The sequence below is a fragment of the Lactobacillus agrestimuris genome, from assembly GCF_943193025.1.
GTDB classification, from domain to species: Bacteria; Bacillota; Bacilli; order Lactobacillales; family Lactobacillaceae; genus Lactobacillus; species Lactobacillus agrestimuris.
Map to the genome: position 1 here is coordinate 12,470 of NZ_CALPCQ010000023.1, position 19,323 is coordinate 31,792.

Consider the following 19,323-nt stretch of genomic DNA (forward strand, 5'->3'; position numbering starts at 1 on the left):
AAGTTACCAGTTGGTAACTTCTTTTTATTTATTTAGATTCTTTTAGTAGCCGCTACCCCTTTTTAGCCTCAACAAAGTGAGCGGGAATAGCAATAATAATTGCTGCTAGTAATACGGCATACATGGCTGCAGGTGGATAAATAGTAGCTGCTATAATAATTCCTACTAGTTTAATAACTAAATCAATTGAAAGCCATCTTTGTCTGAAAATAGATTTAGCTCGAATTTTTTCATTTGCAGAAATATTAGTTAGTGTGTGGCTCATCCAAATATTAGATAGAGTAGTTAAGGCAGCAATTGAACCATACATAATCTGTGCAGTTTTGTTGTCAAAATTTGCACTGACAATTTTTGTAGTGTATGGGAAAAATGATGCCCAAAATAACATTATTAAATTTGCCCATAAAGTTGAACCGGAAATTGATTTAACATGTTGCCATTCATTGTGAATTCCAATCCACATTGTACCTAGCCAAAAGAATGATAATGCATATGAAAAATAACTTTCGCGTAATGCCCAAAGTCCAGAAAAAGAAAGTTGTTCTGGCTCTTTCAATTCAAGAACTAAAATGGTCATTATGATTGCTAAAATTGCATCTGTAAATGCAGTTGTTCTTTCTTTATTCATTTAAGACACTCCTTCAAAATTATTCTACTATTTATCATTAAGATTGGATTATATTTCATCTAAAATTTTTTTGAAAGTTGAAGTTGGCATCCTATCTAAGTAACAATAATTTTTTCTTATGAATAAGAGAACTATTTCTAATGATTAATGTAACAGTTCTCTTATAAAATAGATAATAAATAAAAGATCTAGTAATTTAAGAAAGGGGAACAATATTGGAAAAGAAATGTGTAATGCGTTTATTTTTTATGATTGCTAGTATTTGGTAGTTGCATACTTGCATAGCTATAAAGTATTTTTCAAAAGCTTTATTTATCAATATAATTTTACTTATAAATTACAGAGATAAAAAATGAAAACAAAGGGGATGTAGATTAATGGTCCAGGAGCTACGGAACAAATACTGATGTTTTTGACTTTTTAAGACTTATTATCATAAGTTTAACTTATGATAAATACTTAATTTTGCAAATTGTTCTTTATTCAATAAGTGACTATTATAAGCATATAAACAATAGTAAATGAAAAAATAGAATTTTTGAGGTGAATAAAAATGACAAATGTATTAATTATTGGTGCAACAGGTACTGTTGGTAGTGCTGTAAGACAAACTTTATTAGATGAAACTTCTGATCGACTTACTTTATTCTCACGTTCTGCTGATCGTTTAAATATTGATTCAAGTCGTGAAAAGGCGATTTCTGGAAGTGTAACTAATGATGCTGATCTTGATAAGGCATTGCAAGGCCAAGACGTAGTTTTTGCAGCTTTAAGCGGAAACCTTGGTAATTTTGCTAAACACATTGTAGATGCAATGGATCGCAATGGCGTTAAGAGATTACTATTTATTACTTCAATGGGAATTTACAATGAAATTCCTGCTTCTGTTGGTGCAAGTGGTAATTTAAGAAGTAATCCAGTACTTCAAACTTATCGTGACGCTGCCGATGTTATCGAAGCCTCAGATCTCAATTACACAATTATCCGTCCTGGTTGGTTTACTTCAGGTCCAGTTGATTATGAAGTAACTCATAAAGGCCAACCATTTGGCGGCCATGATGTTTCAGTTTCATCAATTGCAGATGCTGTTAAGAAATTAATTGCAGATCCTAATTTGGATAGTCGTGACAGTATTGGTTTGAATACTCCAGAATAAAGACACGTAGACAGATAATTAATAATCTTAAGGAGAATTCTGATGAAAAAAGAAGTTGTTGTTTTATTTGGAAGCGGCTCTATTGGTGAAGCTATTGCCCGCCGAGTTAGTGCAGGAAAGAAACTTTTGCTTGCAGACTATAATGAAGACAATTTAAAGAATGTTCAAAAACGGCTTCAAGAAGCAGGTTTTGATGTTGAAACAATTAAGGCCGATCTTTCTTCAAGAGCTTCTATCAAATCTGTTGTAAATAAAGCTCAAGAATTGGGTGAAATTAAGCACTTAATTAATGCTGCAGGTGTTTCTCCATCACAAACAACCCCTGAACAAGTATTAAAAGTTGACCTTTATGGTACTTCAGTTTTGCTTGAAGAGTTTGGTAAAGTTATAGCTGATGGTGGTAGTGGTGTAATTATTTCTTCACAATCCGGTCATCGCTTGCCCGCCTTAGGTGAAGAAAATGACAAGAAGTTAGCAATGACTTCAACTGAGGACTTACTTGATCTAGATATTCTTAAATCAGATACAATTAAAGATTCCCTTGCAGCATATCAATATGCAAAACGTGAAAATGTTCTCCGTGTTGCCAGTGAATCAGTAAATTGGCAAAAGCGTGGTGCTAGAATCAATGCGATTTCTCCTGGTATTGTTATGACTCCACTTGCTTTGGATGAATTGAATGGCCCACGAGGTGCGGGTTATAAAAAGATGTTTGAATCTATGGTAACTAAACGCCCAGCCACTCCAGATGAGATTGCTGGTCTTGCTGAATTTTTACTTAGTGATAAAGCAGCATTTATTACTGGTAGTGACTTTTTAATTGATGGCGGTGTTACTGCTCAATATTGGTACGGCAACGTTAATGAAGTTCGTGAATCAGGAAAGGCCAAATAGACTTGATATGAATACAGATGAACAAGAAATTATTGATCTTTACCAAGCAGAAAATAAAGCGATGGTTGATAAAGATATAAATACTTTAAATAAGATTCTTGCACCGGGCATGACTTTAACTCATATGACTGGTTATGTTCAGCCCAAAGAAGAGTGGCTTAGCCAAATTCAAAGTGAAGAAATGAAGTATTATTCATCAAAAGAAGAAAATATTAAAGATATTCAAATTGATGGCGATAAGGCCTCTTTTGTTGGACAAAATCGTGTTAAGGCAAGAATTTGGGGTGGTAGTCCAAGTACTTGGCCACTTCAAATGAAAATGTACTTTGAAAAACAAAATGGTAAGTGGATTATAGTAAAACAAGTTGCAAGTACTTACTAGATTTTAGAAAAAATGAAAAGGGAGGTATAAACATGACAAACGTAATTATTTTTGCAGCAAATGGACAAATTTCAAGACTTGTAGAAGATCGCTTATTAGCAAATGATCCGGATGTTAATTTGACTTTATTTTTAAGAAATAGTCAAAGATTAGCTGAACTCGCAAAGGCTAATGATCGTGTAACCTTAGTTGATGGTAGCTTAGATGACGCACAAGCAGTTAGTGATGCAATGAAAGGTCAGGATATTGCCTTTATCGGTGTCGTTGATCATGAAGCGCAAAATAATATTACCAAGAACGTAATTGCAGGTGCCAAGGCAAATGGTGTTAAGAGAATTATCGAATGTAGCGTTTTAGGTATTTATAGTGAAGTTCCTGATGAATTTGGCCGCTGGAATGCTGAAATGATCGGGGATGCTGGTCTTAGAACCGCAAGAAATGCTGATAAACTTCTTGAAGAATCAGGGATTGATTACACAACTTTACGTCTTCCATGACTTAATGATCGTAATGATTTGAATTACAAGATTACTCATAAAAATGAAGAATACGTTGGAGTTTCCGGCTCACGTAAGAGTATGGCTGACGTTGTTGTTAAAATTATTGAAAATCCAAATTATCTTAAAAATGATAGTGTTGGTATTGCTGATCCTGCAACTCAAGGTTCAGATAGACCTGTATATTAATTATCTAATAAAGTAGTTGTAGTAAAAAATAAAAGCATTCTGAAAAAACTCAGAATGCTTTTTTTATTTGTCTGGTATTTTACTTAATTTTCCTCAGCCTTAAAGCCATTGCTTAAATTAGGCTTACGACGACCAATAATCCAAACAATTAATAGAGCAATTATAGCTTCAATGAAAATATATAGTCCTCTAAGTGGTAATTTTGTAGCACCTAATGAAATACCTACAACGATTGCAATAATTATCAAGGCGATCATTGAAATCCATTGTGGCTTATCAAAGGCAATACCATACTTAGTTTCTCGTTTTCTAATTCCAGGTAGAATTGCACCAAGACCAATTAAAACCACAACAGAGACGATATTAATGATTAATTCATACCACCAAGTACCGCTTCCTTGAGGGACATCTTGAGGGGTAACTCCCATGATTGTGGCAATTGCAGTGACCAGCAAAAGAATTAAACCAACTGCATATGCAACTTTATCATTTTTAATAAAGACATATTTGGAAGGAAACTTCTTTGAATTCTTTCTGATTCGCATGAATGAATAAAAGATCCAGCAGGTTACACCTGGAGAAACGATTCCGTTAAGGTTAAGAAGCCAATTGAAAATATCATTCATATCAGGTAAGAAGATACCTAAAATCATAATGAAAGCAGAAAGAGAAACAGTCAAAATGTAACCGTTAATTGGAAGACCGTTCTTATCCTTTTTACGTAAGAATTTTGGCATATAACGCTCACCTGTATCTGAGATAAGCATTCTAGTCATTGCATCAAGTAAAACTGCTAAGAGGGCACAGTTGAAGAAGACGGATGTCCAAGACCAGAAGTAAAGGAGACCTTTACCCATGCCGTATTGATGTCCAATCATATCAAATACGTAATAAGCTCCGTTCATCTTCAAGTCGTTTGGAATATTATTAGCATTAAAGTAAATTCCAAGTGAGAATGAACCAAGAATTGTTAAAAACGCAGTCATGGCTGCCAAAGCAATCATTGCCTTAGGGAAGTCATATTGTGGCTTTTTCATCTTAGTTACATATGGTGCGACCAGTTCGGCCCCGTTCATCGCATAAATCAACATGGCGATAGTTGAGAAATAGTGCCAATTAAATTTTGGTATCATACTACTAAAAGTAAATGGTTGAGTTGCCATATGACCGCCAGATTTAATTAATCCAACAAAGGCCAAAACAACAAGAACAATGATCATAATAACCATCATTCCACCACCAATAGTAGAGAGAACTTCCATTGATTTGGAGAAGTGATGTTCAACAATAATAAAGATAATAAACATCAAAAATGTCAAAATCGCAAATGTAGTATTGGAAATTTTATCTTGGAATTTTTCTGATCCAGTTAAGGCCCAACCAAGATCAACGATAATTTCATTTGCTGAATCAACTGCATATGGTATTGAAGCAGCCCAATAAGTCCAAGCGGTGAAGTATCCTAAAAATTCACCATCTGTCCCACGGACCCATGAAGAAAGTCCACCGCCTTCTTTACTAAAGGCAGAACCAAGTTGTCCAACCATTAATGAATATGGAACAACGTAGAAAATTACCATGACGACCCAAGAGAAAATAACTGACATTCCTTGGTTTTGGAAGTTGTACATAATATCATCAATTCCGATAACTGTACAAAGAGCCATCAAAAATAGTGTCTGCCAAGAAATATATTTTGTATCTGGATTTAAATCCTTAATTTCTTCCACTTTACCTCATCCTTTAAAAATCATCTAACACGGGTTACGATCATTTTTTCCAGGCGATTTATTTTTAAATTTTACATTCAATCTTATGAGACGCTTTCCTTTAAATTTGACCAACGTTTTTATTTTACCTAGTAAAGTCCTATCTGACTAGCATTAATTGAAAGATTGCGGTATTAAGTTAATAAATAGATTGTTATAATAATTTCGAGGTTTGATATATGCAAAAATTTAAATTTACAAACAAAGAAAAAATATATTTGGTTATTGCTGGTTTGATGCTTCTTGCCTTATTTATTTCAAGTTCAATGACTTATCATGAGCAGGAAATGAAACCTGGCTTCATTCACACGCATTTGCGCTTTATGGAAGAGCTGGTTGGAAACTGGAATATTTATTATGGCGGCCATTGGCATAATGCGCACAATGATGGCGGTGTGGCAAGTATGGCACAATTCGTTATTAGAAAGGCTGCACACTTTGGCTCATATTTTATTTTAGGGATGTTTTCGTATTTAGGGTTAAAGCGAATCTTTAGACTAAATTGGATGGCTCCAATTATGAGCTGGCTAAGTGTGATTGGCCTTGCAGCTTTTGATGAATATCATCAATATTTAACTGGAGACAGAACTCCAAGTATCTTTGACGTTATGTTAGATGGGTCGGGCGCATTACTTGCAATTGTATTGTGTGTAATAATTACTGCAATCTACCATAAAATTAATAAAAAATCGGTTTAAATCCGTGAGAATATTGAATTTTAAACGGTCGTGAGTTAAGATTATTAACGTTGACAAATATTAAAACAAAGAAAGAAGGATCCTTTATGTCAGGACATTCAAAATGGCACAATATTCAAGGCCGCAAGAATGCGCAAGACGCTAAGAGAGGTAAAGTTTTCCAAAAGTTATCTCGTGAAATTTATATGGCTGCAAAGAGTGGTGGTCCTGACCCTTCAGGAAATCCAACTTTGCGTATGGTAATTGATAAGGCTCGTTCAGCTAACATGCCTAAGGATAACATTCAACGTGCTATCAAGAAGGCAGAAGGTAACTCAGATGAGCATTACGACGAAATTACTTACGAAGGTTATGCACCAGGTGGTGTTGCAGTTTTAGTAGAAGCTTTAACTGATAACAAGAACCGTACTGCTTCAGATGTACGTGTAGCCTTCACTCGTAACGGTGGTTCTCTTGGAGCTACCGGTTCAGTTGCCTACATGTTTGACCGTAAAGGTTATATCGTAATCGATCGTTCAACTACTGATGCTGATGAAGATCAAGTTTTACTTGATGTTATGGATGCTGGTGGTGACGATTTACAAACTAGTGATGATGCATTTGAAATTTACACTGATGCTAAGCAGTTCGCTTCAGTACGTGATGCACTTGAAAAGGCTGGCTACAAGCTTGCTGCTGCAGAACTCACTATGATTCCACAAAACACTACTCCTGTTCCAGCAGATAAGAAGGAACAATTTGAACATTTAGTTGATGCACTTGAAGATAGTGACGATGTTCAAAATGTTTACACTGCTGCAGCAGATGATGAATAATTATAAATTTTAAGACTATTTAGCACTCAACTTTTTTAGTTGAGTGTTTTTTTGTACTTTTTTGAACTTTTTTCGGAATTTTTTACTTTTTTTGCGTACTTAATAATGAGGGAGGTAAAAATTTCGATGGAAATAAGGGAAAAAGTTTATGACCTAATTAAAGTGGCAATTGATTCTCATACAAGTGATATCTTTATTTTGCCTAAGAAAGATTTGATGGTAATTAGTTTTCGTAAGGAGGCAGGACTTGAAGTTTGTGAAAAGTATCCTTCTGATCAAGGAAGAGAAATTATTAACTTTTTTAAGTATGCTGCTCAAATGGATATTTCTGAACATCGAAGGCCGCAAGTTGGTGCAATGGTCTTTGAATATCAAGGACAGGAGTATTACTTAAGATTATCAAGTTTAGGTGATTTTAATGATCAAGAATCTTTAGTGATCAGAATTATTTATCAAACTTCGACCAGTAATTACTTCTTCCCTGAGCAATTGCAAAAACTCAAAAGTTTAGCCAAAAAAAGAGGGTTGATTTTAACAAGTGGGCCTACTGGTTCAGGTAAGACAACGACAATGTATGAACTCGCTAAAGATCTTGGAAAAGATAAGGTTGTCATGACGATTGAAGATCCGGTGGAAGTTCATGAAGAAAAATTTTTCCAAACACAGGTTAACGTTGATGCTGAGATTGATTATGTTAGCTTGTTAAAAGCAGCCTTACGACATCGGCCAGACATTTTGATTGTTGGAGAAATTCGCGATCAAGGAACGGCGCGCCTCGCAGTAGATGCCGCCTTAAGTGGGCATTTAGTATTTGCTACAGTTCATGCTAAAAGTACGATTCAAACAATTTCTCGATTAGAGGGGTTAGGAATTACAAGGGAAGAATTATTAAATTGTTTAACTGCGGTTTCGTATCAGCGATTAATTCCGGCTGCTAATGGTCATTTATCGTGTTTGGTTGATATTGCTAGTGAAAAGCAGCTACTTGCAGAAATACAAGATGAGTTAAGAGGAGATTTTATTGCTTGGAAAGAAAATTTAAATAAGCTTCATTTGGAGGAAATGATTGATGATGAAATCTTCGAACTTTATCAAGAAGGATAAACTAAATCTTCAAGAGCAGGTTGAGTTTTTAGATTATATAACTAATAGTCTGGATAATGGCTTTTCGCTTAGTAGCAGTATTGAGTTAATGCCGATATTATGGCCTAAAAAGCGAGAAATGATGGAAAATTTGGATGCACAAATGAAGGCCGGAGAAAAGTTTTCAAAGTCGCTTTTAAAATTAGGATTTTCTAAGACAACGGTTACGCAAATAAACTTGGCAATGCAACAGGGAAATTTAGTTGATTGTTTGAATCAATTGGTAATTTTAAATAGATTAAAAATTGAACAAATCAAAAAATTAAAAGCAGAACTCACATATCCCTTTGTCTTAGCCACGATGATGATTATTTTGCTGGTCTTCATGCAGACTTTTGTTTCAAGTCAATTTAGTGATAGCGATGAACACTCTGGAGATATATTAATTTTAGGATTAATTATCTTATTTACAGCTGGGATATATTGGTTCGTAAAAATCTTGAGTTTACTTGCAAAACAGGATTATCAATCGATGAAAAAGTTAAGCAAATATCCTTTAATTGGGAAAACGATTCAGACCTATGTAAGTTATTTACTGATTTATGATATTGGATTGTTGTTATCAGGTGGATTTTCCCTTCAAAAAATGTGTGAATATGCAAGTCAGCAAGAAGAAGGTTCTCTGCAGCAATATCTGGGAGAAAAAATTGGTAAGCAGTTAATGCAGGGAAAGAATTTAAAACAAATAATTAAAAATGAAGTATTTTTACCAGATAGTTTACTAATTTTGCTGCAGACTGGCTCGAAGAGAAAAAATTTAAGTCAACAATGTTTAATTTTAGGAAAAAGCCTATTTAATGAATTAACTAGAAAAATTGAAAAGTTGGTTATAAATGTTCAACCAATTTGCTTTGTTTTAATAGGATTATGCGTAATTGGAATGTATTTAAAATTATTACTTCCAATGTATTCGATGATGAGAGGAATATAATGAAAAAATTGTTAGCTAAAAAGCAAAAAGGATTCACTTTAATTGAAATGGTAGTTGTAATTGCAATTGTAGTTTTACTTTTGATAATAATTGCACCAAATTTAGTTGGACAAAAGAAAAATGCAGAAAAGAAGACAGATGATGCTTTTAAGACTACTTTGCAAACTCAAGTTGAGCTATATGAAAATGAACATGATAAAGAACCTGAATCATTAGAAGCCTTGGGAGAAAAGTATTTGACTAACGATCAGCTTAAGAAAGCCAAGAACTATAAGCTTGAAGGTGGAGAAGTCGTTCCTCGATAAAATGAAAAGATTAGTAGGATTCACAATTCTTGAAACTCTAATTTCTTTAATAATTATGTGCGGATTGCTGACGATTGGAACTTTTTATTTAAAAGATTATCAAGCAGATATTATTCTTGAAAATACAGTGAAGGAAACGATGACTGCTTTAGAGCAAGGAAGTAGAGTCAGTCTTTTGAATGATGAGGAGACAAATATTACTTATTTTGCTAAAAGTTCTCGAGTAGTAATTTCTAGTGATCATTTTAAAAGAAATATCGATATTGATAAAAGCATTAGGATTAAAAATCTTTCACAATTTGAGATTTCTCGTAAAGGAACGATTAGACCACGAACGCTTTATTTTACTAATGGAAAAAAAGATAAAAAGGTTAGAATTCAAATGACTTGGGGCAAGATGTTATATGAAGATTAAGGGATTTATATTTATTGAAAGTATGATGGCCTTAGTGATTAGCTTTTTTAGTGTGACTATTTTGGCCTTGATCGTAGTTCAGGGGCAAAAAATAGAAAAAATTATGGAGGAAAGGACTGACGCGAAACTAGCCGAACGTATTATGAAAAATAATGATTTAAATAGTATTCGCATTCATGATCATGTCTATTACTTAAATGAAGAGTAAAGGATTCTTATTAGCAGAGGCTGTTTTTTCGATTTTTATTACTATGATTGTAATTTTAATTCTGCGAAATCTATTGATGAACTTGAGGACTGCAAATCATGTTAAACATCAAAGTGATGAACTTGCTTATGCCTATGTCCAATTAGATAAATTTTTACATGATGGGGATGTAGTATATACTCTGCCCGAATTAACTAGCTATAAAAAAGCAGCATTTAGAAAAAAAGATGGTAAAGATTCAAATATTTATGTAATAACTCAATATGAATCCATGATTAGAATAAGGACGCCTAGTGCAGGCCATATGCCTTTACTCTTAAATGTTGAAGATGCGAAATTTCATACCGATGAAGATCAGATAAAAATCGATATTAAAGAAAAAGATGGTAGAAAGTCTGAATTAGTATTTAAATTTGATCAAAAAGAAAGTGATTATGAAGATGAAAAGAAAAAGTCGAAAAAAGATGAACGGGAGCGCACTGCTGAGTAGCGTTTTAGTCCTAGCGACTTGTCTATTATTTATAAAGCTTTATCAGGAGATTTTTTATAATAATGTTGCAAACAACCAAATGATTATTGAATACTTAAAGAATAATTGACTTTACTTGCACCAAAAAAATCCTTTCTTTAAAATAGTAAGGTAATTAAAAGAAGGGTGAAGTATGGAAAATTTAGAAAATATCTTTAATCAATTTTTGAGTTGTATAACTACCTTACAAGATAATTTAAATGTTTCATTTGGTGAAGCTTTGACTGAAACTTTTGATAATCTTGAAGAAGGCAAAATTAAAGTTGAAAATGGAGCTCCTGATGAAGCTACAGTTGCCAAATTAAGTAAAATGTATGCTTCACTAGATTACGATCATTTACCACAAAAAGTAAAAGTTCAAATTTTTACTTTCTTAACACTTAAAGCTATTACAGAAGATGGTAGAGATGTTAATCAAATGCCAACTCCTGCTATTGTTTCTACTGTTATTGCACTTCTTATGCAAAAGATGTTGCCTAATCGAGAATTAGAAATTGTAGATCCAGCTATTGGTACGGGTGAACTTTTATACTCAATCATAAATCAGCTTAAAGCGGCCAATCATTCTAAGAATGTCTATGATCTTGTTGGAATTGATAATGATGAAGAAATGCTTAGCTTTGCAGATATTGGCGCTCATTTAAATAATCTAGATATCGATTTATATCGTCAAGATGCGTTAATGCCTTGGATGGTAAAACCAGCAGATGCAGTGGTAAGCGACTTGCCTATTGGCTATTATCCAATTGATGAAAACGCCAATAATTTTGCTACTAAGTCAGAAAAAGGTCACTCACTTGCTCATTTACTCTTTATTGAACAAATTATCAAAAACTTGAAGCCTGCTGGAATGGCATTCTTAGTTGTGCCAAGTTCAATTTTGTCTGGTAAGGGTGGGGCAGACTTTATGCCATGGCTCTCAGATAAAGTATATTTGAAAGCGATTGTTGAATTACCTTCAAATATGTTTAAAAATAAATTAAATCAAAAAACAATTTTAGTATTCCAAAATCATGGCGAAAGCGCTACCAGCAGTGAGGTTTTGCTCACAAAGTTGGACTCTTTCAAAGATGAAGAGGCGTTAATAAAGTTCAACGTAAAGCTAAACGAGTGGTATACTAAAACTAATCATTAGTTTGTGAAATTATATTTATTAAAAATTACATATCGGAGGGTAGTATGAAGAAAGTTTTAGCAATAAATTCAGGGAGTTCATCTTTTAAATATAAATTATTTTCTCTTCCAAAAGAAAAAGTTTTGGCAGAAGGAATTGCAGATCGTGTTGGATTGGATGGTTCAACATTCACAATTGAAATTACTGATGGTGAAAAGCATGTCGAAGACGTAGCTATTCCAGATCAAGAAAAAGCAGTAAGTTTATTATTAGATGCTTTAAAGAAATACAATGTAGTTGAAGATTTGAATGAAATTGTCGGTGTTGGACACCGTGTTGTTGCTGGTGGTGAAGTATTTAAGGATTCAGCTATTATTGATGAATCAAACATTGATGAAATTTTCAAGTTAGCAGTTTATGCACCACTTCATAATCCAGCTGAAGGAGAAGGTATTAAGGCCTTTATGAAGCTGCTTCCAGGTGTTCCTGAAGTTGCTGTATTCGATACTTCATTCCATGAAAGTATGGATGATATTCATTATCTATATTCTGTACCTTACGAATGGTATGAAAAGTATGGCGCACGTAAATATGGTGCACATGGTACTTCAGTTCGTTACGTTTCTGGTAGAACCGCAGAATTAATGAAGAAGGATCTTAAGGATCTTAAGTTAGTTGTATGTCACCTTGGTTCAGGTGCATCAATAACAGCTGTCAAAAATGGAAAATCATATGATACTTCAATGGGCTTCTCTCCATTAGCAGGAATTACTATGTCTACTCGATCCGGTGATGTTGATCCTTCACTTTTACAATTTGTGATGGATAAAGAAAATATGTCAATTGACGAGATGATAAAGATCTTGAATCATAAATCTGGTTTATTGGGTATTTCCGGTATTTCTCCAGATATGAGAGATTTGAAGCATAATCCAAATCCACGCGCTAAATTGGCACGCAGTATCTTTATTAATAGAATTGTTCGCTATGTTGGTGCTTACATTACCGAAATGGGCGGAGCAGATGCTGTTGTATTTACTGCTGGTGTTGGTGAACATGATAAGGGTGTTCGTAAGGCAGTAATGGAAGCATTGAACGTATTTGGTCTTGAACCAGATTTAGATGCAAACAGTGAAAATGGTGAAAAATTTATTACCAAGCCAGATTCAAAAGTTCAAGCATTAATTGTTCCTACTGATGAAGAATTGATGATTGAACGTGATGTTGTGCGTTTAGCTCATTTGGATTAATTAGTTGAGAACATATCTAAATACATGTATACTAGATATGTTCTCAATACGGGGATGTTTTGGGATTCGACAGGCGTAGACCCGCTTTGACTGCGATTCGTAGGTTACGTCTACGTAAAAACGTTACTTTAAAATTAACTGCAAAAAACAGTAATTCTTACGCATTAGCTGCTTAATTTAGCGCATGTGTTGCTTGATCGGAGCTCACTCGTGGTTTCTTTCAAGTATCAACATTAGCGAGTTACGTTTAACTACCTCACCTGAATAGTTAAAAAGAGTCCTAACAGGTTAGCTAGTTCATTCTAGCCCTGTTATATGGCGTTTTGGACTAGTGAAGTTCAAGTAATATAACTATGATCGTAGAGGTCATTGACGAGATACGTTTGGACAGGGGTTCAATTCCCCTCATCTCCACTAATATAACTTAAAAACCGCTTTAGACCCATGTCTAGAGCGGTTTTTGTTATAAAATTTATATTAAACATCTATTACTTTTACTTATAGTAATTAAAGATAAATAAGTATTATACATTATAGAAATTTTAGACTAACATTTATTTAACAAATCAAAAAAGTAATTAATAAGGAGACAAAATGATTAACTACAATAATAAATATTTTGAAGGAGAAAGAATCCTTTACGGGGCAAATAATCTTGAACTTGATGGTATTACATTTGGTCATGGTGAATCTCCTTTAAAAGAAGCCAAAAATGTTAATATTAAGAATTCAATCTTTAAATGGAAGTATCCACTTTGGTATGCCAAAAATGTAGAACTTACGAATACAACTTTTGAAACTATGTCACGTAGTGGGATTTGGTATACAGATAATATTTCAATCACTGATTCGGCTCTTCAAGCGCCAAAATTGTTCAGACGAGCATCTAATATCACACTGAATAATGTTCATTTTTCTGATGCTGAAGAAACTATGTGGACTTGTAAGGACATCAAAATTACTAATAGTGAAATTAATGGTGATTACTTTGGCAAAGATAGCGAAAATATCTATCTTGATCATGTTAGTGTAATCGGTAATTATGTTTTTGATGGGGCTAAAAATATTGAAGTTCATAATTCTACTTTTATTTCAAAAGATGCTTTCTGGAATTGTGAAAATGTGACAATTTATGATTCAACCATCGATGGTGAATATTTAGCTTGGAATAGTAAGAATATTAAATTTATCAATTGCAAAATTGAGAGTGAACAAGGTTTAAATTATATTGATCATCTTGAAATTAAGAATACTAGCTTAATTCATTCTGATCTTGTATTTGAATACGTATCTAATCTTGACGTAGAAATTACTAGCAAAATCGACAGCGTTAAAAATCCAATTTCTGGTAAATTATCAGCTCCAGAAATTGATACATTAATTTTGGACGGCGATAAGATTAATCCCGAGAAAACGGAAATTATTTGCGCTAAAATTGGTAATGTATTGAGACATTCAGATCAAAATCAAGAACCAAAGGATTAGTGATAATAATGAATTATGATTTTGTAAATAGCCCTGATCGAAAGAATTCTGATTCAATTAAATGGGATGTTAAAGACGGCGAGCTTCCGATGTGGATCGCTGACATGGACTTTAAAGTTACTCCAGAAATTGTTGATGCAATGAAACAAAAGATCAATCTTGAAGCATTCGGTTATGAATGGCCAAAAGATGATTACTTTAATGCAGTGGCTTCTTGGTATGAGAAAGAGCATAATCATCGTCCTAATAATGAATGGATGATTTTTACAACAGGAGTGGTACCAGCAATTTCTTCAATTGTTAGACGAGTTTCACATATTGGTGACAATGTTTTAGTGCAAGAGCCAGTTTATAATATTTTTTATAATTCAATCGAAAATAATGGCCGTCATGTTTTATCAAGTAATCTTTTGTTTGATGGGAATGACTACGATGTTGATTGGAAAGACTTAGAAAAGAAGCTTGCTAACCCATTAACGACGTTGATGATTTTCTGTAATCCCCATAATCCAACAGGAAAGGTTTGGTCTCAAAAAGAGGTACAAAAAATCGCAGACTTATGTCATAAATATCATGTAGTACTTTTATCTGATGAAATTCATGGAGATATTATTAGAACTGGAAATGACTATACGCCAGCATTTTCAGTTACTGGTGAAGCTATTGATAATGTTATTTCACTTGTTTCTCCAAGTAAGACTTTTAATGTAGCGGCTCTTCATGCTGCTACAGCGATTATTCCAAATGAAAATCTTCGTAATGTTGTTAATCGCGGGTTAAATAGTGACGAAATTGCCGAACCGAATTTATTAGCAATTCCGGCTTCGATTGCCGCATATACAAAAGGCAGTGCTTGGCGTGAAGCACTCTTAAAGCAATTAGAAATTAACTTCAAATATGCTGAAAATTATCTTGCAGATAATCTCCCAGAGATCAAGGTTGTTTCAGGACCTGCAACTTATTTAATCTGGCTTGATGTAAGTGGAATTAGTGAAGATTCAACATTACTCACAGAGTTTATTAGAAAAGAAACAGGCTTGATTGTGTCAGCCGGTAGTGTGTATCGCGGAAATGGAAAACAATTTTTGCGGATGAATTTAGCTTGTCCATTAGAAATGGTAAAAGATGGCATGCAAAGATTAAAAAAAGCAATTGAAAAATATAAGGCATGATTTTTAGATAAAAATAAGAAAAGGGTTTCATTAAGCTGCCTCAAAAGTATATACTTTAACACGAGGTGATTTTAATGGAACCAATTTTTTTAACTCCATATTTTAGACCCAAGATTTGGGGCGGACGCAAATTAAAGACAATTTTTAATTATGATATTCCTGAAGGAAAGGTCGGAGAAGCCTGGATTATTTCAGGTTATAAAGATGATGCTTCAACTGTAACTGAGGGACCTTTGAAGGGTCAATCTTTGAGAGATGTTTATCATAATCATCCAGAATTATTTGGTAATCCAAAAGAAAAGGAATTTCCACTTTTAGTTAAATTCTTAGATGCAAATGATAATCTTTCAGTTCAAGTGCACCCAGATGATGAATATGCAGCCAAGGTTGAAAATGATCGCGGCAAGACCGAAAGCTGGTATGTTCTTCAAGCTGACCCAGGTGCATATCTTATCTATGGTCATCATGCAAAGACCAAGGAAGAACTTGCTGAAATGATCAAAAATGGTGATTGGGATCATTTGCTTCGTAAAGTTCCAATTAAGGCTGGTGATTTTTTCTATGTTCCAGCTGGTACAATCCATGCTTTAACAAAAGGTAGTTTAGTAATTGAAACCCAACAATCAAGTGATGTAACTTATCGTTTATATGATTATGATCGTGTTGATCAAAAGACTGGTAAAAAGCGAGAACTCCATACACAAAAGTCAATTGATGTGACTACAGTTCCTCATATCGATCCAAAACTTGATGTGCATGTTGATGAAGATCAAGATGCTAAGATTAAGACTTTGGTTAAGCCACCTGTTTCACCACATTTTTACTTGTGGCAAATTGATCTCGATGGGACATGGAAGACCAGTTTAAAGAATCATCCATACCTTTTAGTTTCAGTGATTAAAGGATCAGGTAAACTTGAAGCCGATGGACAAAGTTGGGATCTTAAGATGGGGAGTAATTTAATTATTCCAAATGAGATGAAGAATTTTACATTCACTGGTAAAATGAGAATCGTAATGTCTGCTCCAGGAGAAGACAAATAATTTTCATAAAGGAAGCGAAAAGTAGTGATCTATATTGCATGTGCAAGCGTGATGATTGCCATTGGACTTATTTGGCTTATTTCACCTGCTAAAAAACCTAATAGAATTTATGGCTATTTATCATATTTGGCTCAAGTTAATAAAGATAGTTTTAAATATGCCCAAAAAATGGCAAGTTTTCACTTAATTTTATTTGGCGCAATTCAATTTTGTTTGGGTCTAATAATTTATTTCTTAGGTTGGGATCGCTACTTTTTTATTTGGTTGTTAACTTTTTATTTGTTTATCATTTTTCCAATTGTATGGACTGAGAAGAGTTTGAAAAGATTTCTGCGAAAGCGCGATGAACTTCCTCATGATTATGTTGATCCAGATAAAGTAAGACATGAAAAAGTAAAAGGATTTAAGGATCGGTAATAATAATGAATATTTTAATGGTTGAGGATGATACTTCCGTTGCACAGATGATGGAATTATTTTTTAAGAAAGAAGGCTGGACTCAGGATATCGCTACAGATGGCGAAGAAGCAGTTGAGATGTTTAAGGAAAATGGATCAAAGTATGATCTAATTACTTTAGATTTGAATTTGCCAAAAAAAGATGGGATTCAGGTTGCTAAAGAGGTTAGGCAAATGTCTCCAACTGTCCCGATTATTATGCTTACTGCTCGTGATAGTGAGTCAGATCAAGTGTTAGGATTAGGAATTGGAGCGGATGAATACGTAACTAAGCCCTTCAGTCCTATAGCGCTAATTGCAAGAATCAAAGCCCTTCATCGCCGTGTAATGATGGAAGAAGGTCCGGTGACAGAAGCCGAAGAAAATGTAAATAATGATTATGATATTGAGACTGATCATTTAAAAATTTCAAAATCTAGACGTGAAGTATTATTTGATGGTAAAGCAGTAACAACATTAACACCAAAAGAATTTGATCTATTGTTTACAATGGCCCAAAAGCCTAAGCAGGTTTTTTCAAGAGAACAGTTACTTGAGCTTGTTTGGGGATATGAATATTATGGTGAAGAAAGAACGGTTGATGCTCATATCAAGAAATTGCGTCAAAAGATGGAAAAAGTTGGTCCTCAAGTGATTCAAACAGTTTGGGGCGTTGGTTATAAGTTTGATGACTCGCAGGTTGGCAAATGAAATTAATTTATCAACATATGCTTAGCTTTTTTTTGATTATTATTACAACAGTTTTCATTATTGGATATTCAGAGTTGGATACTGTTAGAAATCAAGCATATTCGCAAAATTTTCAAAGAATGGATAGTTATGCTAAGGCTATCGGGGAAATGGCAAAATCCACTAGCAATGGTGGAAACATGGTTTTAAGTGATGAATTTTTGAATCAGCTTCAGTTTGTTTTGAAACGAGACAATGTTCAGTTCGGAATTTTTAATCAAGACAATGAACAGGTTTATCCAAAAGTTATTTCTGGTGAAGTTAAACTATCAAATAATGTCTTTAATACTTTGAAAAAAGGTCATGAAATCCAAATCAGAAATAATAATTCTAGTTCAGAACAGCAAGTCATTGGGAAAACTAAAAGCGACTATACTGGTGTTTTGGTTCCGTGGATGAATGGTTCTAAGTTAATTGGAGTTATTTGGATTGGTTCAACTGTTAAAGATGTTGAAAGGCCAATTATGATGGCCAAACAAAATTTGTTTAATGCTTTAATTGTTACTTTACTTGTTGGTTTAATTCTTAGCCTTATTTTGTCATACTATTCAACAAATAAGATTAAGAAATTATCGAATGCGGCTGATAAAGTAGCAGCTGGTAATTTTGATGTTCAAATTCCCCATAAAAATAAAGATGAAATTGATCAATTAGCGGCAAACTTTAACCGAATGGTTCGTGAATTAAAGAAATCAAATGATGAAGTAAAGGCTCAGGAAGAACGTCGGGATCAATTTATGGCTGATGCTGCACATGAAATGAGAACGCCGTTAACAACAATTAATGGTATTATTGAGGGCCTTCAGTATGATGCGATTCCTGAAGAATCTAAACCAAAATCGTATGATTTGATGGGTAGAGAAACTAAGCGTTTAATCAGATTGGTTAATGAAAACTTGGATTACGAAAAAATTCGCAGCAATCAGATTAGTTTAGTGAAAACGCAATTTGATGCTGTTAGAGTTTTAAAAGACTTAGATACTCAATTAACTCCTAATGCTCAAAAGGTAAATGATCAATTAATCTTTGATATTCCGGCTTCTCTTTCAATTTATGCAGATCGTGATAGATTTACTCAAATAATGGTAAATCTGATTCAGAACGCCATTCAATTCACTAGAGATGGAAAAATTATAGTTTCCGCAAAGCGAGAACCACATGCAGCGATTCTTTCTGTTAAAGATAATGGAATTGGGATGAATAAGAAGCAAGAAAAGTACATCTTTGAGCGTTTCTTTAAGGCGGATCCTTCAAGAGCAAGAATGGGGACAGGTGAATCAGGTTTGGGCTTATCGATTGTTTCTTCATTGATTAAACAGCATGGTGGAAAAATTGAAGTAGAATCTGAAGAAAGAAAGGGTTCGACCTTTACAGTTACAATTTACGATAAAGGATACGAAAAATTTGTTGAGTAAATGAAAAAAGAAACTAGTTAGTTGAACTGAGACCCAAAAATTGGACAGTTTAAAACATAGGATTATTTAAGGCGTGATTCCGATATTCTATCGGAGTT

Annotated in this window: 21 protein-coding genes, 1 other RNA gene and 1 pseudogene; 21 read left to right on the forward strand and 2 right to left on the reverse strand. The window is 33.8% G+C overall.

The genetic code is table 11. The features are described from left to right. Positions 1-52: 52 nt before the first annotated feature. Positions 53-628 (reverse strand): TMEM175 family protein, encoded by a 576-nt coding sequence (locus NFR82_RS07285; protein ID WP_251717630.1) that lies wholly within the window; start codon positions 626-628, stop codon positions 53-55. A gap of 553 nt (positions 629-1,181) precedes the next feature. Between NFR82_RS07285 and NFR82_RS07290 the strand changes: the two genes are divergently transcribed. The 4 genes and pseudogenes from NFR82_RS07290 (at position 1,182) to NFR82_RS07305 (ending at position 3,746) form a co-directional block, all read left to right on the forward strand. Next, complete coding sequence (locus tag NFR82_RS07290; RefSeq protein ID WP_251717631.1) at positions 1,182-1,784, forward strand: NAD(P)H-binding protein; 603 nt, start codon at positions 1,182-1,184, stop codon at positions 1,782-1,784. Between the two features lie 42 nt (positions 1,785-1,826). After that, positions 1,827-2,678: an SDR family oxidoreductase gene (locus tag NFR82_RS07295; protein ID WP_251717632.1), complete on the forward strand. Its 852-nt coding sequence runs from the start codon at positions 1,827-1,829 to the stop codon at positions 2,676-2,678. 7 nt (positions 2,679-2,685) lie between these two features. Continuing rightward, on the forward strand, positions 2,686-3,060 hold the full coding sequence (locus NFR82_RS07300) for a nuclear transport factor 2 family protein (protein ID WP_251717633.1): 375 nt from the start codon (positions 2,686-2,688) through the stop codon (positions 3,058-3,060). A gap of 32 nt (positions 3,061-3,092) precedes the next feature. Continuing rightward, a pseudogene (locus tag NFR82_RS07305) lies at positions 3,093-3,746 on the forward strand (NAD(P)H-binding protein). An 83-nt stretch (positions 3,747-3,829) separates the two neighbouring features. Here the strand turns inward: NFR82_RS07305 and NFR82_RS07310 are convergent. After that, the gene (locus NFR82_RS07310) at positions 3,830-5,467 is read right to left on the reverse strand and encodes an APC family permease (protein WP_420908760.1); all 1,638 of its coding nucleotides are present in this window, start codon (positions 5,465-5,467) and stop codon (positions 3,830-3,832) included. 227 nt (positions 5,468-5,694) lie between these two features. On the opposite strand from NFR82_RS07310, the gene NFR82_RS07315 reads away from it, so the two are divergent. The 17 genes from NFR82_RS07315 (at position 5,695) to NFR82_RS07395 (ending at position 19,225) form a co-directional block, all read left to right on the forward strand. Then, complete coding sequence (locus tag NFR82_RS07315; RefSeq protein WP_251717634.1) at positions 5,695-6,213, forward strand: VanZ family protein; 519 nt, start codon at positions 5,695-5,697, stop codon at positions 6,211-6,213. An 86-nt stretch (positions 6,214-6,299) separates the two neighbouring features. Further along, positions 6,300-7,028 carry a YebC/PmpR family DNA-binding transcriptional regulator gene (locus NFR82_RS07320; RefSeq protein ID WP_251717635.1) on the forward strand — a complete coding sequence of 243 codons (729 nt, stop codon included), beginning with the start codon at positions 6,300-6,302 and terminating at the stop codon, positions 7,026-7,028. A 126-nt stretch (positions 7,029-7,154) separates the two neighbouring features. Then, the gene (gene comGA / locus NFR82_RS07325; protein ID WP_251717636.1) at positions 7,155-8,132 is read left to right on the forward strand and encodes a competence type IV pilus ATPase ComGA; all 978 of its coding nucleotides are present in this window, start codon (positions 7,155-7,157) and stop codon (positions 8,130-8,132) included. Continuing rightward, positions 8,098-9,102 (forward strand): type II secretion system F family protein, encoded by a 1,005-nt coding sequence (locus tag NFR82_RS07330; protein WP_251717637.1) that lies wholly within the window; start codon positions 8,098-8,100, stop codon positions 9,100-9,102. Before comGA ends, NFR82_RS07330 begins: the two co-directional genes overlap by 35 nt. Beyond that, on the forward strand, positions 9,102-9,407 hold the full coding sequence (comGC, locus tag NFR82_RS07335; protein WP_251717638.1) for a competence type IV pilus major pilin ComGC: 306 nt from the start codon (positions 9,102-9,104) through the stop codon (positions 9,405-9,407). Before NFR82_RS07330 ends, comGC begins: the two co-directional genes overlap by 1 nt. A gap of 1 nt (position 9,408) precedes the next feature. Further along, entirely contained in the window at positions 9,409-9,822 is a 414-nt protein-coding gene (locus NFR82_RS07340) for a type II secretion system protein (RefSeq protein ID WP_251717639.1), read from the forward strand. Next, on the forward strand, positions 9,812-10,030 hold the full coding sequence (locus NFR82_RS07345; RefSeq protein ID WP_251717640.1) for a type IV pilus modification PilV family protein: 219 nt from the start codon (positions 9,812-9,814) through the stop codon (positions 10,028-10,030). Before NFR82_RS07340 ends, NFR82_RS07345 begins: the two co-directional genes overlap by 11 nt. A 43-nt stretch (positions 10,031-10,073) precedes the next feature. Further along, positions 10,074-10,520 (forward strand): ComGF family competence protein, encoded by a 447-nt coding sequence (locus tag NFR82_RS07350; protein ID WP_251717641.1) that lies wholly within the window; start codon positions 10,074-10,076, stop codon positions 10,518-10,520. A gap of 172 nt (positions 10,521-10,692) precedes the next feature. Further along, a complete protein-coding gene (locus NFR82_RS07355) occupies positions 10,693-11,694 on the forward strand; it encodes a class I SAM-dependent methyltransferase (RefSeq protein WP_251717642.1) in 1,002 nt (333 codons plus the stop codon). Between the two features lie 44 nt (positions 11,695-11,738). After that, positions 11,739-12,923 carry an acetate/propionate family kinase gene (locus NFR82_RS07360; protein ID WP_251717643.1) on the forward strand — a complete coding sequence of 395 codons (1,185 nt, stop codon included), beginning with the start codon at positions 11,739-11,741 and terminating at the stop codon, positions 12,921-12,923. Positions 12,924-12,973: 50 nt separating this feature from the next. After that, positions 12,974-13,340: a transfer-messenger RNA gene (ssrA, locus tag NFR82_RS07365) on the forward strand. A gap of 177 nt (positions 13,341-13,517) precedes the next feature. Next, positions 13,518-14,408: a DUF3737 family protein gene (locus NFR82_RS07370; protein ID WP_251717644.1), complete on the forward strand. Its 891-nt coding sequence runs from the start codon at positions 13,518-13,520 to the stop codon at positions 14,406-14,408. 8 nt (positions 14,409-14,416) lie between these two features. Next, positions 14,417-15,580: a MalY/PatB family protein gene (locus NFR82_RS07375; protein ID WP_251717645.1), complete on the forward strand. Its 1,164-nt coding sequence runs from the start codon at positions 14,417-14,419 to the stop codon at positions 15,578-15,580. Positions 15,581-15,654: 74 nt separating this feature from the next. After that, positions 15,655-16,623: a mannose-6-phosphate isomerase, class I gene (gene manA / locus NFR82_RS07380; protein WP_251717646.1), complete on the forward strand. Its 969-nt coding sequence runs from the start codon at positions 15,655-15,657 to the stop codon at positions 16,621-16,623. A 24-nt stretch (positions 16,624-16,647) separates the two neighbouring features. Then, positions 16,648-17,040, forward strand: coding sequence for an SdpI family protein (locus NFR82_RS07385; RefSeq protein ID WP_251717647.1), 393 nt, complete (start codon positions 16,648-16,650; stop codon positions 17,038-17,040). Positions 17,041-17,045: 5 nt separating this feature from the next. Then, complete coding sequence (locus tag NFR82_RS07390; protein WP_251717648.1) at positions 17,046-17,771, forward strand: winged helix-turn-helix domain-containing protein; 726 nt, start codon at positions 17,046-17,048, stop codon at positions 17,769-17,771. After that, a complete protein-coding gene (locus tag NFR82_RS07395) occupies positions 17,768-19,225 on the forward strand; it encodes a sensor histidine kinase (RefSeq protein ID WP_251717649.1) in 1,458 nt (485 codons plus the stop codon). Before NFR82_RS07390 ends, NFR82_RS07395 begins: the two co-directional genes overlap by 4 nt. Positions 19,226-19,323: the final 98 nt, after the last annotated feature.

Excerpts from the sequence above, each read along its gene's own strand:
- NFR82_RS07395 (WP_251717649.1), top strand. The coding sequence starts at position 17,768 with ATGAAATTAATTTATCAACATATGCTTAGCTTTTTTTTGATTATTATT.
- NFR82_RS07315 (WP_251717634.1), top strand. The coding sequence starts at position 5,695 with ATGCAAAAATTTAAATTTACAAACAAAGAAAAAATATATTTGGTTATT.
- NFR82_RS07360 (WP_251717643.1), top strand. The coding sequence starts at position 11,739 with ATGAAGAAAGTTTTAGCAATAAATTCAGGGAGTTCATCTTTTAAATAT.
- NFR82_RS07390 (WP_251717648.1), top strand. The coding sequence starts at position 17,046 with ATGAATATTTTAATGGTTGAGGATGATACTTCCGTTGCACAGATGATG.
- NFR82_RS07375 (WP_251717645.1), top strand. The coding sequence starts at position 14,417 with ATGAATTATGATTTTGTAAATAGCCCTGATCGAAAGAATTCTGATTCA.
- comGA (WP_251717636.1), top strand. The coding sequence starts at position 7,155 with ATGGAAATAAGGGAAAAAGTTTATGACCTAATTAAAGTGGCAATTGAT.
- manA (WP_251717646.1), top strand. The coding sequence starts at position 15,655 with ATGGAACCAATTTTTTTAACTCCATATTTTAGACCCAAGATTTGGGGC.
- NFR82_RS07330 (WP_251717637.1), top strand. The coding sequence starts at position 8,098 with ATGATGAAATCTTCGAACTTTATCAAGAAGGATAAACTAAATCTTCAA.
- NFR82_RS07300 (WP_251717633.1), top strand. The coding sequence starts at position 2,686 with ATGAATACAGATGAACAAGAAATTATTGATCTTTACCAAGCAGAAAAT.
- NFR82_RS07355 (WP_251717642.1), top strand. The coding sequence starts at position 10,693 with ATGGAAAATTTAGAAAATATCTTTAATCAATTTTTGAGTTGTATAACT.
- NFR82_RS07370 (WP_251717644.1), top strand. The coding sequence starts at position 13,518 with ATGATTAACTACAATAATAAATATTTTGAAGGAGAAAGAATCCTTTAC.
- NFR82_RS07340 (WP_251717639.1), top strand. The coding sequence starts at position 9,409 with ATGAAAAGATTAGTAGGATTCACAATTCTTGAAACTCTAATTTCTTTA.
- NFR82_RS07290 (WP_251717631.1), top strand. The coding sequence starts at position 1,182 with ATGACAAATGTATTAATTATTGGTGCAACAGGTACTGTTGGTAGTGCT.
- NFR82_RS07320 (WP_251717635.1), top strand. The coding sequence starts at position 6,300 with ATGTCAGGACATTCAAAATGGCACAATATTCAAGGCCGCAAGAATGCG.
- NFR82_RS07295 (WP_251717632.1), top strand. The coding sequence starts at position 1,827 with ATGAAAAAAGAAGTTGTTGTTTTATTTGGAAGCGGCTCTATTGGTGAA.
- comGC (WP_251717638.1), top strand. The coding sequence starts at position 9,102 with ATGAAAAAATTGTTAGCTAAAAAGCAAAAAGGATTCACTTTAATTGAA.
- NFR82_RS07350 (WP_251717641.1), top strand. The coding sequence starts at position 10,074 with ATGATTGTAATTTTAATTCTGCGAAATCTATTGATGAACTTGAGGACT.
- NFR82_RS07285 (WP_251717630.1), bottom strand. The coding sequence starts at position 628 with ATGAATAAAGAAAGAACAACTGCATTTACAGATGCAATTTTAGCAATC.
- NFR82_RS07345 (WP_251717640.1), top strand. The coding sequence starts at position 9,812 with ATGAAGATTAAGGGATTTATATTTATTGAAAGTATGATGGCCTTAGTG.